The organism is Gallibacterium salpingitidis (assembly GCF_001678495.1).
Classification (GTDB): domain Bacteria; phylum Pseudomonadota; class Gammaproteobacteria; order Enterobacterales; family Pasteurellaceae; genus Gallibacterium; species Gallibacterium salpingitidis.
Genome location: NZ_JTJL01000048.1, coordinates 41,057 through 54,248, shown reverse-complemented (window position 1 = coordinate 54,248; position 13,192 = coordinate 41,057). Strand labels below are relative to the sequence as shown.

The 13,192-nt window shown below is 38.6% G+C and carries 13 protein-coding genes; 5 read left to right on the top strand and 8 right to left on the bottom strand.

From position 1 onward, the window contains the following. Positions 1 to 896: autotransporter outer membrane beta-barrel domain-containing protein (locus QS62_RS09030; RefSeq protein ID WP_197496289.1), on the top strand; the 896-nt coding region annotated here is incomplete at its 5' end. Positions 897 to 1,094: 198 nt separating this feature from the next. Here the strand turns inward: QS62_RS09030 and QS62_RS09025 are convergent. From QS62_RS09025 to yjgA, 8 genes are all read right to left on the bottom strand, one after another. Beyond that, on the bottom strand, positions 1,095 to 1,712 hold the full coding sequence (locus tag QS62_RS09025) for a YfgM family protein (protein ID WP_066109077.1): 618 nt from the start codon (positions 1,710 to 1,712) through the stop codon (positions 1,095 to 1,097). A gap of 11 nt (positions 1,713 to 1,723) precedes the next feature. Continuing rightward, entirely contained in the window at positions 1,724 to 3,007 is a 1,284-nt protein-coding gene (gene hisS / locus QS62_RS09020) for a histidine--tRNA ligase (protein WP_066109072.1), read from the bottom strand. A gap of 27 nt (positions 3,008 to 3,034) precedes the next feature. Further along, on the bottom strand, positions 3,035 to 4,150 hold the full coding sequence (ispG, locus tag QS62_RS09015; protein WP_066109069.1) for a flavodoxin-dependent (E)-4-hydroxy-3-methylbut-2-enyl-diphosphate synthase: 1,116 nt from the start codon (positions 4,148 to 4,150) through the stop codon (positions 3,035 to 3,037). 30 nt (positions 4,151 to 4,180) lie between these two features. After that, positions 4,181 to 5,290 (bottom strand): RodZ domain-containing protein, encoded by a 1,110-nt coding sequence (locus QS62_RS09010; RefSeq protein WP_231923697.1) that lies wholly within the window; start codon positions 5,288 to 5,290, stop codon positions 4,181 to 4,183. Positions 5,291 to 5,373: 83 nt separating this feature from the next. Continuing rightward, positions 5,374 to 5,934, bottom strand: coding sequence for a type IV pilus biogenesis/stability protein PilW (gene pilW / locus QS62_RS09005; RefSeq protein ID WP_066109066.1), 561 nt, complete (start codon positions 5,932 to 5,934; stop codon positions 5,374 to 5,376). 27 nt (positions 5,935 to 5,961) lie between these two features. Continuing rightward, on the bottom strand, positions 5,962 to 7,083 hold the full coding sequence (gene rlmN / locus QS62_RS09000) for a dual-specificity RNA methyltransferase RlmN (protein ID WP_066109063.1): 1,122 nt from the start codon (positions 7,081 to 7,083) through the stop codon (positions 5,962 to 5,964). 238 nt (positions 7,084 to 7,321) lie between these two features. After that, positions 7,322 to 7,951, bottom strand: a complete 630-nt coding sequence (gene sodA / locus QS62_RS08995) for a superoxide dismutase [Mn] (protein ID WP_066109060.1) — start codon at positions 7,949 to 7,951, stop codon at positions 7,322 to 7,324. Between the two features lie 117 nt (positions 7,952 to 8,068). Continuing rightward, positions 8,069 to 8,599, bottom strand: a complete 531-nt coding sequence (gene yjgA / locus QS62_RS08990; protein WP_066109057.1) for a ribosome biogenesis factor YjgA — start codon at positions 8,597 to 8,599, stop codon at positions 8,069 to 8,071. A 114-nt stretch (positions 8,600 to 8,713) separates the two neighbouring features. Between yjgA and pmbA the strand changes: the two genes are divergently transcribed. From pmbA to pdxY, 4 genes are all read left to right on the top strand, one after another. After that, entirely contained in the window at positions 8,714 to 10,063 is a 1,350-nt protein-coding gene (pmbA, locus tag QS62_RS08985) for a metalloprotease PmbA (RefSeq protein WP_066109054.1), read from the top strand. A gap of 265 nt (positions 10,064 to 10,328) precedes the next feature. Continuing rightward, positions 10,329 to 11,273 carry a bile acid:sodium symporter family protein gene (locus QS62_RS08980; protein WP_066109051.1) on the top strand — a complete coding sequence of 315 codons (945 nt, stop codon included), beginning with the start codon at positions 10,329 to 10,331 and terminating at the stop codon, positions 11,271 to 11,273. An 86-nt stretch (positions 11,274 to 11,359) separates the two neighbouring features. Continuing rightward, the gene (gene accA / locus QS62_RS08975) at positions 11,360 to 12,313 is read left to right on the top strand and encodes an acetyl-CoA carboxylase carboxyl transferase subunit alpha (protein ID WP_066109048.1); all 954 of its coding nucleotides are present in this window, start codon (positions 11,360 to 11,362) and stop codon (positions 12,311 to 12,313) included. Between the two features lie 12 nt (positions 12,314 to 12,325). Then, complete coding sequence (gene pdxY / locus QS62_RS08970; protein WP_066109045.1) at positions 12,326 to 13,189, top strand: pyridoxal kinase PdxY; 864 nt, start codon at positions 12,326 to 12,328, stop codon at positions 13,187 to 13,189. Positions 13,190 to 13,192: the final 3 nt, after the last annotated feature.

Below are 13,192 nucleotides of genomic sequence, written 5' to 3'. Positions count from 1 at the left end.
GTACAACTAATCGAAGCTTAATGGAATCAGCCGATTTAATGCACCGTTATTTACCAGTCGACCGTTGTGGCGCACAAGGTGATAACCACGCTTGGATAAATCTATTAGGCAGTTGGTCAACGCAACAAGCTGATGGCAAACGTTCCGGATATGACGCTAATCATCAAGGAATTGCGATGGGAAGCGACCGTTGTTTCACTGAAAACGTAAAACTCGGTATTTATGCGAGTGCGGTACATTCTAAAGCGGATAGTCGCGGTATTGCTGATAAGCATCAAATGAAAGCCAATAGCTGGCAAGTGGGGTTATATGGTAATGCCATTACCTCAGCGAAAACCGATATTGAAGCTTATATTGGTGTCGGTAAAGCGGAGATTGATGGTAAACGTTATACCCAGCTCAACCAGAAATTAGCGAAGAGTGATTACAATGCCGATATGATGAGCGCCGGAATGGGTGTTAATTATCACTTAAGTGATGCGATTACGCCATTCTTACGCTTAGATTACACTCGTATTGGTGCGGATAGTTATCACGAAACTGGCGCAGAGTTAATGAACTTAACGGTAAAAGGTCAAACCAGCGAAGCCTTAATCGCTAGAACGGGAGTTAAATTTGATAAAGCTGTTACCGATAAACTTTCACTCTATGCTAAAGCGAGTGTCGGGGTAGATTTACTGCATCGTGAGCAAGCGATTACCGCCGCATTTAGCGCCTTACCAACCAATACCTTTAGTGTGAAAAATGGTAAGTTTGGTCGGGTGATTGGTGATATCGAGTTAGGCAGCACCTATCATTTCACACCAAATGTCAGCTTGCAATTCGGCGGACAAGCGATAGGACGTGAAGGTAGTCATTCTTTAGGTGTACAGGCGAATTTTAATATTCGTTTTTAATCACGTTTTAGTTGCTTAACGTAAATCTAAATAAAATATCTCGCTATCCGCGGGATATTTTTTTATCCAAATTTCGCCACAAAGCACAGCCCTTAATTCAAATGATAAAAAAACTCATCACAAAATATTGAGCTGAATCTAAATAATAAAAAATTCCCCTCTTTAAGCAAATAAAGAGGGGAATTTAGCAATAAAGAATTAAAGATTATTTAATTGAACTTGTAGCCATTGAGCTTCTAACGGATTAGCAGTAGTTAATGCGGTTTCAAACGCTTTTTTCGCTTCCTCTTTTTTACCCATAGCGTAGTAAATTTCGCCCATTAACATTGATTTACGACCTTGCCACGCTTGTTCAGAAACTTTATTCAAAGTCGCTAAAGCGGCATCAAATTGCTTTAATTGCGTTTGTACATTCGCCAAACGTAATGAAATCAATGATGATAAAGCAGCATCTTTGGTATTACCCAATGCTTCTGTTAATGTAGCAGCGGCTTTTTCCCATTGTTTTGCATCAACTAAACTTTTTGCTTTATCTAATAACAGGAAAGTCGCATAAACATTGTCAGGGTTTTCTTTAATAAATTGCGTTAATTGCGGATTATCAGCAGTTGGATTAGCTTCAGTTGCTGCCAAAATTTGACTAAAGTTTGCTGAAGATTGGTGTACTTTACTAAGTTGGTAGCTTTGCCAATAACGCCAGCCAAATACACCAGCAATTGCCAAAATCACTGCCAGAATAATCACCTTACCGTTTTCTTTCCACCACTGCTTAATTTCTTCTATTTGTAGTTGTTCATCACTTGTTGTATAAGCCACAATTTCTCTCCTTAATGAGATTGATAGAATGGAGTTAAATAGTTAATTATCTCGCTCATTGGTAAGGTTACTTGTTCTGCACCACTGAGAAGATCTTTGATGACGACTTGTTGTTGAGCAACTTCATCTTCGCCAAGGATAATAGCAAATTTTGCTCCAGATTTATCAGCGCGTTTAAATTGCTTTTTGAAATTACCGCCGCTGCAATGTAATAACACTTTTGTTTGCGGTAATTGATCACGAATTTGTGTCGCGACTTGTAACGCCGGTAATGTAGTGTTATCGCCCTGATGGACAATATAAATATCCACATTTGGATTGATTGGTAAATCGGCGACCACTTCTTGAATTAATAGTACTAAACGCTCTAAACCCATCGCAAAACCGACTGCTGGTGTAGCGTGTCCGCCAAGTTGCTCTACCAAACCATCATAACGACCGCCGCCACAAACGGTACCTTGCGCACCTAACGCACTGGTTACCCATTCAAATACGGTTTTGTTGTAATAGTCTAAGCCACGCACCAATTTTTGGTTGATTTCATACTTGATGCCATATTGATCAAGAATGCTGCATAGGGTTTCGAAGTGCTGACGTGAATCATCATCTAAATAGTCGTGTAATTTTGGCGCATCGTTTAACACTTCTTGTACTTTTGCATCTTTGCTGTCAAGAATTCGTAATGGATTGGTGGTTAAACGGCGTTTACTATCTTCATCAAGAATATCGAAATGTCCTTGTAAATAATCGACCAACGCAGCGCGGTAGTTCTTACGTGCTTCTAATGAACCGATAGAGTTGAGTTGTAGTTGTACGTGATCCGCAATGCCAAGATCTTGCCAAAGTTTTGCGGTCATAATAATTAATTCAGCATCAATTAATGGATTGGCAATACCAAAAACTTCTACTCCAAATTGATGGAATTGACGATAGCGGCCTTTTTGTGGGCGTTCATAGCGGAACATTGGCCCGATATACCATAGACGTTGTTCTTGGTTATAGAGTAAACCATGTTCGATACCTGCGCGGACGCAACCAGCGGTTCCTTCTGGGCGCAAAGTTAAACTTTCTTCATCACGATCATTGAAAGTAAACATTTCTTTTTCAACCACATCGGTGACTTCACCGATAGCGCGTGCAAAAAGTGGAGTAGATTCAACAATCGGCATACGAATTTCGCTATAACCGTAACTGTTTAAACGGTGTTTAACTTTATTTTCCACCCATTGCCAGAGCGGTGTATCACTCGGCAGATAATCATTCATTCCACGAATTGCTTGAATTGTTTTTGCCACGTTAATTTCCTATTTAAATTACTTAAGTTAAATTTGTTCTACTTTAATTTGATTTTTCGGATCTAAAGCACTGACACGTGCTCGAATTTGTGCTTCTAGTTGATCGATTAACTGATCATTATCAAAACGTTCTTTTTGGCGTTCGCCAGCTAAATAAAAGCCGCTTTTCTTATTACCACCAGCAACGCCAAGATCGGATACTAAAGCCTCGCCCGGCCCATTTACCACACAGCCGATAATTGAAACATCTAACGGCATCGTAATATCTTCTAAGCGTTGTTCTAGTGCATTAACTGTACCGATTACGTCAAATTCTTGACGCGAACAAGTTGGACAAGCGATAAAGTTAATACCACGAGAACGGATACGTAATGATTTAAGAATATCAAAACCGACTTTAATTTCTTCTACTGGATCAGCAGCGAGCGAAACGCGTAAAGTATCACCAATTCCCTCTGCAAGCAACATACCTAAACCGATAGCGCTTTTTACCGCACCGGATCTTGCGCCGCCAGCTTCGGTAATACCTAAATGCAATGGCTGCTTAATTTGTTTTGCTAATAAGCGGTAAGATTCTACGGCAAGAAAGACATCGGAAGCTTTTACGCTCACTTTGAATTGATCAAAGTTTAAACGGTCGAGAATATCGACATGACGTAAAGCGGATTCTAATAATGCTTCTGGTGTAGGTTCGCCATATTTTTCTTGTAAATCTCGCTCCAAAGAACCGGCATTTACGCCGATACGAATTGGAATATTTTTATCTCTGGCACAATCGACAACGGCACGAATACGATCTTCACGCCCGATATTACCTGGATTAATACGTAAGCAATCGACACCATATTCAGCGACTTTTAATGCAATACGGTAGTCGAAATGGATATCGGCAACAAGCGGTATATTGACTTGTTGTTTGATAAGTTTAAAAGCTTCTGCTGCATCCATTGTTGGTACAGAAACACGCACAATATCAGCGCCAACACGTTCTAATGCTTTGATTTGTGCGACGGTTGCTTCAACATCGGTAGTACGAGTATTGGTCATTGATTGTACGGCGATAGGCGCACCATCGCCAATCGGCACATTACCAACATAAATGCGAGTTGATTTTCTACGTTGAATAGGTGATTGTTTTAACATAGCTTAAATTCTTATTTTGATTGATTTCATTTATTGTTGTGCTGGTAGTGTTAATTTAGCAACACGACCATCAATTTTTAGTGGAACATCTTGTCCTTGATAAGTAATTTTCACATTTTGTGGTGCGCCAATAATTAATGAGTATGGCGGTTCACCTGTTAAATCAAGAATTTCACCTTGACGGTATTCACGTTCCGCTAAAGTTTTACGATTAACATCTTTTACACTTAGCCAGCAGCTTTCACCGGTAATTTCAATTTTTAAATTGTTTGGAATAACATCAGTTGCAGCAGGGGCACTTTGGTTTGGTGTCGTTGTTGCTGCGGTTGCTGATGTTGCTGTGCCATCAATTTTATTCATTTCGGTAGTTAATGCTTCGGTAGAAGTGTTCGGATAAGTAATGTTGCTATCATTACTTTTCGTGGTGTCTGTTGGTGCGGCTGCTTGTGGCGCAGTTGTTTGTGGCGCAGCATTATTATCACTAGTAATTTGTTCTACTACGGCGTTATTTTGTTGTTCCGCAGTAGCATCGGCAGTCGCTTGTGCTGAATTGTTAGCGTTATTAGCAGCATCTGGAGCGGTTAAAGTATCAGTAACTGGAGCTGGCTGATTATTCGCGGCAGTTTCAGTTGTTTTGTGCTCTTCAACAAAAGTTTCTCTTTCGCTGTTAGAACGTTGATGATCTTGCCACCACCATAATACGGTCATGCCAATAATTACAATCAGTACAATCCAACTTAGTGGACGTAGCCAATGGTGGTGAGATACGTAACGATTCACTGAATTTTTAGTGCGATGATTTTTATTTAAATCATTTTTTACTTCTTCGCCAAATACAGTTTGTGTTTGGATTAATTCCGCAGGTAGTTTGAGAAATTTTAAATAACTGCGAAGATAGCCGCGCGCAAAGGTTGCCGGGATATGTGGAATAGTAAATTCGTTATTTTCAAATTGTGTTAATACCGCTGTTTTAAGATTCGTTTTTTCTGCGACTTCTTCAATGGTTAGCCCTAATTTTTCACGAGCTTGGCGTAATTGCTGTCCTAAATTTACGCTATTAGAGAGTTGTTCTTGATCCATAATAAAAGTTAATTGTAGTTGAATAGGATAATATCTTGAGTGATGGCAATAATCTGCCATCAGTTACTCGTTAAACGTTGGGCTATTATACAGGAATGAATAACAAGAGTGGAACACTTACAAGAGATTCACTGCAATTCTTATTAATTTTTTATCCGTTGTTGCAACGCTTCTGCCTTTTCGGGTGCATATTTTTTTAGCTGCATAAGCCCAGTATTTACTTTCTGCTGATCATTGGCGAGATAGGCACAAATCACAATATTTTCGTAGGTATCAGCGAAATGATAGTAGGCTTTACTGGCTAAGGCTTTGTCGAAAAATTGGAAAGCTTGCTCAAATTGACGTTGATTACAGAGATAAGTGGCGTAATTGTTTAAGACGTCGCCATTGTCTGGCACTAATTGTAGTGCTTTTTGGTAATAGTGATCTGCTTGTTGGTTTTGTGCAGTGTGTTGATAAAAATATGCTAAACCAAGATAGGGTAAATAGTCATTTGGTGTGTGTTGTAGAGCTTTATCTAAATTCGCTTTGGCAAGTGCTAAATTACCTTGAGCTAGATAAGCAAGACCTAATTCTACTCGAGTTTTTGCTGCCGCTGCGTTACCGCTGGTCGGTTGTTTGGTAGGTGAGGAGCTACAAGAAAAAAGAGAGAGTAGTGAGAAAAATATGATGGCTAATTTAGATAAAGAAGAGATTGATAACATATTTTCCTCACTTATTTTGTTTTAAGTTTAAGATTGATTAATAGCAATTGCCTTACCAAAGGCACGTTTTTGTGCAGTACGTTTTGTACGGTCAATTACATCGCCCGCTAATTGTCCGCAAGCCGCATCGATATCATCACCACGTGTTTTGCGCACGATCACTGTAAAACCATACTCCATTAAGGTCTTTTGGAAGCGGTCAATTCTTGAATTAGAACTTTTGTTGTACGGCGCTTCTGGGAACGGATTCCATGGAATTAAATTGATTTTACAAGGGGTATTTTTTAATACTTTCGCTAATTGATGTGCGTGCTCAATTTCATCATTAACATGATCAAGCATCACATATTCAATGGTGACTTTACCATGATTGGCATTGGAGATTTTTAAATAGCGATTAACAGAATCAATTAAGGTTTGAATATTATATTTTTTGTTTAGCGGTACGATTTCATCACGTAATTTATCGTTTGGCGCGTGTAGAGAAATTGCTAATGCAACGTCGATCATCTCGCCTAATTTATCTAATGCCGGTACGACGCCGGAAGTGGAAAGCGTTACGCGACGTTTAGATAAACCATAACCAAAATCATCGAGCATAATTTCCATTGCCGGAACTACATTGCTGACATTCAATAAGGGTTCGCCCATTCCCATCATTACTACGTTAGTAATTGGGCGAACATTAGTTTCGCCAAAAGTTCCTAATACTTTAGAAGCACGCCATACCTGTCCAATAATTTCAGAAACAGTCAGATTGCGGTTGAAACCTTGTTGAGCGGTAGAGCAGAATGTACAAGCTAATGCGCAGCCAACTTGTGACGATACACAAAGTGTTGCTCGATCCGCTTCCGGAATATAAACACTTTCAATTTGTTGGTCACCAACTTGCATAGCCCATTTGATAGTGCCGTCAGAAGAACGTTGTTCTACGGCGATTTCTGGTGCTTTAATTTCGGCAACTTGTTTTAATTTTTCACGCAACACTTTGTTAATGTTGGTCATATTGTCGAAATTATCTTCTCCGTAGTGATAAATCCATTTCATAATTTGATCAGCGCGGAAAGGTTTTTCGCCAAGTGTTGCTAAAAAGTTGCGCATATCTTGACGTGTTAAATTTAATAAATTGGTCTTTTCAGTTGTTGACATAAATAAATCGCCTCGTTATTACACATTATGGCTGGAGTGTGCTTAATGTAGTGAGTATAAAAAGCACGAATTTTACTGATTTGTAGTGCGTTATGCTAGTAAATTTATTGGGTTATTTGTTGGTTGTAAGCAGAATTTTGTGCAGTAGATCGACAAAATAACAAATATTGCAAAATTAGCTGCTGTTGTAAGCATAAAAAAAGCCGCTTTAGTGCGGCTTTCTGGCAAATAAGCTAAATTATTTTGCTAAATGATCTTCATAACGTTTAGCTACGAAATCCCAGTTTACGACATTCCAGAATTCTTTGATGTAGTCTGGACGACGGTTTTGGAATTTTAAGTAATAAGCGTGTTCCCAAACATCAAGACCTACAAGTGGGAAGCCTTCGCAACCAGCAACTTCTTTACCCATTAATGGGTTATCTTGGTTAGCGGTAGAAACAACTGCTAATTTACCATCTTTCACGATTAACCATGCCCAACCAGAACCAAAACGGGTTGCAGCAGCTTTTTCAAATTCCGCTTTGAATGCGTCAACAGAACCAAAATCACGTTCAATCGCTTCTTTTAATTTACCTTGTAAAGTAGTACCTTTTTTCAATGATTTCCAGAAAAGAGAGTGGTTGAAGTGACCACCAGCGTTGTTACGTAGTGCAGTAAATTTTTCTGCTGGTACTTTATCTAAGTTAGAAGAAAGTTGGCCTGGGCACATATCTTGTAATTCTTGTGATAAACCCTCTAATGCAGCATTTGCATTATTCACATAAGCTTGGTGGTGTTTGCTATGGTGGATTTCCATAGTTAACGCATCAAAATGTGGTTCTAAAGCGTCATAAGCGTAACCTAATTCAGGTAATTTGAAAGCCATAATTTCATCCTCTGTTGTTAAAAAATGTTAATAAACGGTGTCATATAAGTACCGAAAACGGCCAAAATCTTAACAAATTTTTTGAAAGAAAACACCTTTATTTTTGATAACAAAAACCTATACATCCAAAATATGTTCTTTAAGGTATTGATAAATCTCACGATATGCTTTTGGTGGAGTATTGTTTTCCTTTTCTTTTAGCGCATTACGAATTAATGCACGTAATTTTTGGCGTTCCAATGTTGGATACTCATTAAGCAATTCGGTAATAGTTTCATCACCATTGCTTAATAAAGCTTCACGATAAGCTTCAATTTTGTGTAATAAAATTTGTTGCTGATTATGCTTATTTTCAATTTTATCCAATGCAGCTTGAATGGGTTCAACATCACGTTGCCGTAATAATTTGCCAATATATTGAATTTGACGGCGATAACTTTCACGAGAAAGACGTCTGGCCAATTGAATTGCGTCGGCGAGTTGATCATCTAATGGAATTAGATTTAACGAACTTTCCGGTAAATCAACGATTTTTTGTCCGAGCTGTTTTAACATTTCGGCATCACGTTTAATCTCACTTTTACTCACCCAAATGATCTCTTCATCCTCTTCTTCTTGCCACTCTAACTCTTTATTTTTATGTCGCATTTCCGTTTTCCTATTAGTAATAATGTGAAATATGGCGCTACATTCTAGCAGAAGATCTGTGATTTTTTATATAATCCTTTTCCATTGATAAAAAAGTGCGAAAGAGAGAAGAAGATGACGCAACAAAAACAACAAGATTTTCTACAACAGCAACAGCATCTTTGTAATGCAGTCGATTACGCTTTATCACTAGCGGCTCAAGCTGGCGCGGCTGCGGAAGTAAGTATCACGAAAGTAACAGGTTTGAGCGTTTCTACCCGTTTAAAAGAGATTGAAAATTTAGAATTTAATAATGATGGTGCATTAGGGATTTCTGTTTATGTAGGGAATAAAAAGGGCAATGCTTCGACTTCGGATTTAAGCAATGAGGCGATTAAACGTACAGTAGAATCAGCATTATCTATTGCGAAATATACTTCGGAAGATGATTGTACAGGTTTGGCACCAAAAGAGTTAATGGCATTTAATCCGCCAGATTTACAGCTGTATCATCCAACTGATATTTCGGTTGATCGTGCGGTGGAACTGGCATTATCTGCGGAAACAGCAGCGTTAGATTATGATGCTAAAATTGTTAATAGTGAGGGAGCTAGCTTTAATTCAAGTGAAGGCATTCGCGTTTATGGCAATACTTATGGGGTGTTGAATAGCTATTTATCGTCACGTTATTCGCTTTCTTGTAGTGTGATTGCTGAACAAAATCAGGCATTAGAGCGCGATTATGAATATACCATTTCTAGAAATTTTGCTGATCTTCAATCTGCATTATGGGTTGGAGAAAATTGTGCGAAAAAGACATTAGCACGTTTAAATCCGCAAAAATTAAACACATTACAAGTGCCGGTGATCTTTTTGAATGATGTGGCAACCGGTATTATCGGGCATTTAGCTTCGGCGATTAGTGGTGGATCTTTATACCGTAAATCTTCATTTTTATTAGATCAATTAGGGCAACAAGTTTTACCATCTTGGTTCCAAATTAGTGAAAGACCGCACTTATTAGGACAATTAGCTTCAACGCCATTTGATAGTGAAGGCGTAATGACACGCGATCAGGAAATTATTACGGATGGTGTGTTACAAACTTATCTATTGACTTCATATAGCGCTAGAAAATTAGGTATGCAGACAACAGGACACGCTGGCGGTATTCATAATTGGTTGGTGAAACCAAATTGTGCTGGTGGTTTGGCTGCCTTACTAAAACAGATGGGAACGGGGTTATTGGTTACTGAATTGATGGGACAAGGTGTTAATTTGGTAACAGGAGATTATTCGCGTGGTGCTGCAGGATTTTGGGTGGAAAATGGTGAAATTCAATTTCCAGTAGCGGAAATTACTATCGCAGGCAGTTTGCCGGAGATGTTAAAACAGATTATTGCGGTAACGGATGATGTAGAAGAGCGTTCAAATATTCGTACTGGTTCTATTTTAATTGAAAATATGAAAGTGTCTGGTGAATAATTTTATAAATGAGAATAATTCTTATTGACATTAAAAAATAATCTGCTACTATTCAACACAGGTCGGCATAGAGTGAGTGTGCAGTCCGAGTAGTAGTAGAGTAGAAAGTAAATTTGTAGTAGTGAAAAGGCGAGGAAGGGATTCCCCGCCTTTTCTTTTTTCTAAAAAAAAGTGATAAATCGATTGAAAATTTTCAATAAAGCGGTAAATTCTTAGAGCTTTTACTAATTAAATAATAATTTAGCAGTATCTAAGGATAAAAATTATGCAAACATTACAAAAAATCAGCCAGTTTGCTGGCAAAACTTTTTCAATCTGGGTATTACTTTTTGCCTTCCTAGCTTATCAATTTCCAAGTTTTTTCGCCGGGTTTGTTGCTTATGTGCCTTATTTATTGGGAATTGTGATGTTTGGTATGGGAATTACCTTAACAGTACAAGACTTCAGTGAAGTAGTAAAACATCCAAAAGCTGTTTTTATTGGTGTGGTAGCACAATTTGTGGTGATGCCGGGCATTGCTTATGCATTAGCAAAAGGTTTTAATTTACCGCCTGATTTAGCTGTTGGTGTGATTTTAGTGGGCGCGTGCCCAGGCGGTACTTCATCTAACGTGATGACTTATTTAGCGAAAGGAAATACGGCGTTATCTGTAGCTTGTACTTCTGTTTCCACTTTATTAGCACCATTCTTAACTCCAGCGGTATTCTATGTATTAGCGAGTCAATGGTTGGATATTGATGCTTATGCAATGTTTATTTCTGTATTGAAGATTGTGTTATTCCCAGTTTTCTTAGGTGTTCTTGCTAGAACATTATTAACGAAACAAATGGTGAAATTAGGTACTTGTACCCCATTAGTTTCAGTTATTGCAATCGTGTTGATTTTGGCTGCGGTAGTAGCAGTCAGCAAAGACAAAATTATTGAATCTGGTTTATTTATCTTCTTTGTCGTGGTGTTACATAACGGTTTAGGTTATTTGCTTGGTTTCTTAGTAGCGAAACTCTTTAAGTTGAATTTAGCAGATAGCAAAGCGATTGCGATTGAAGTAGGGATGCAAAATTCTGGTTTAGGTGCTGCATTGGCAACGGCTTATTTTAATCCGATTGCTGCAGTACCAAGCGCGGTGTTTAGTTTTTGGCACAATATTTCAGGGCCGATTTTGGCAACGCTTTTTGCTTCAATGAATAGTAAAGAAGAGTTACGAAAATAGAAAAACACTGCAATTCAGTAAAAAAAAGCATAGAATAAGCGGCATTATTTTGTCGCTTATTTCATTAACAAATAAAAAGGAACAATATGAATCAAGATTTTTTAGATTTTGAATTACCGATTGCCGAACTTGAGGCAAAAATTGACTCACTACGCGCGGTATCTGGGCAAGATGATAAAATCAATCTTGACGAAGAAATTGCTCGTTTAAAGAAGAAAAGTGAAGAATTAACGAGAAAAACTTTTGCAGATTTAACGGCTTGGCAAGTTTCTCAAATGGCACGTCATCCACAACGTCCTTATACATTAGATTATATTGAACATATTTTTACTGAATTTGAAGAGTTGGCAGGTGATCGTGCTTTTGCTGATGATAAAGCGATTGTAGGTGGTATTGCACGTTTAGATGGTCGTCCAGTGATGGTAATCGGTCATCAAAAAGGGCGTTCAGTAAAAGAAAAAGTAAAACGTAACTTTGGTATGCCAGCGCCGGAAGGCTATCGTAAAGCGTTACGTTTAATGCAAATGGCAGAGCGTTTTAAGATGCCAATTATTACTTTTATTGATACACCGGGAGCTTATCCGGGCGTTGGTGCAGAAGAGCGCGGACAATCAGAAGCGATTGCGCGTAATTTACGGGAAATGTCGATGTTAAAAGTGCCAATTATTTGTACCGTAATTGGTGAAGGTGGTTCCGGTGGTGCGTTGGCGATTGGCGTCGGTGATAAAGTGAATATGCTGCAATATAGTACCTATTCTGTTATTTCTCCGGAAGGTTGTGCTTCTATTTTATGGAAAAAAGCGGATAAAGCTTCAACTGCTGCTGAGGTAATGGGATTAACAGCGGATCGTTTGAAAAAATTATCATTAATTGACAGCATTGTTGAAGAGCCACTTGGCGGTGCACACCGTAATCTTGAACAAATGGCAGAAAATTTAAAAGCACAAATTAAAACTGATTTAGAAGAGTTGGCATTATTAGGTCACGAAGAGCTTCTAGATCGCCGTTATCAAAGATTGATGAGTTACGGTTATTGTTAGTAGGAAATTGTAATGAAGAATGTTTTATCAATACAATCTCATGTCGTATATGGTTATGCGGGAAATAAAGCGGCAGTATTGCCGATGCAATTATTAGGTGTAGATGCTTGGGCATTAAATACAGTGCAGTTTTCTAACCATACCCAATATCAACGTTGGAAAGGCATGGTGATTCCAAAAGAACAGATTGCTGAAATCACGCAAGGGATTGCGGATATTGGCGCGTTGTCAGAATGTGATGCAGTGTTATCAGGTTATATTGGTGCGGCGGAGCAAGGACAAGAAATTTTAAATACAGTAAATGCAGTCAAAAAAGCCAATCCAAATGCGATCTATTTTTGTGATCCAGTGATGGGGCATCCGGATAAAGGCTGTGTAGTGGCGCCTGGAGTTGCAGAATTTTTAGTCAGTGATGCAATGAGCCAAGCTGATATTATTGCGCCAAATTTGGTGGAGTTGCGTGAGTTAAGCGGTTTAACGGTAGAAAACTTTAGCCAAGCATTAGCAGCGATAGAAGCGATTTTGGCGAAAGGGCCAAAGACAGTGTTGGTGAAACATTTAAGTAAAGTGGGACAAGATCCAAATAAATTTGAAATGGTGTTAGCTACCCAGCAAGGAATGTGGCATATTAGCCGTCCGTTGCATGAGTTTGTTGGTCGCGATCCTGTCGGTGTTGGCGATATGACCAGTGCAATTTTCTTAGCTAATCTATTGAATGGAAAATCAGAGATTGAGGCTTTTGAGCATACAGCAAATGCGGTTAATGATGTGATGACTGTAACCAAAGAGTCGCAAAAATATGAATTACAAATCATTCCAGCGCGGAATTATATTGTAAATCCAATCAGCCAATATAAAGCGGTAAAAATTGCTTAATCA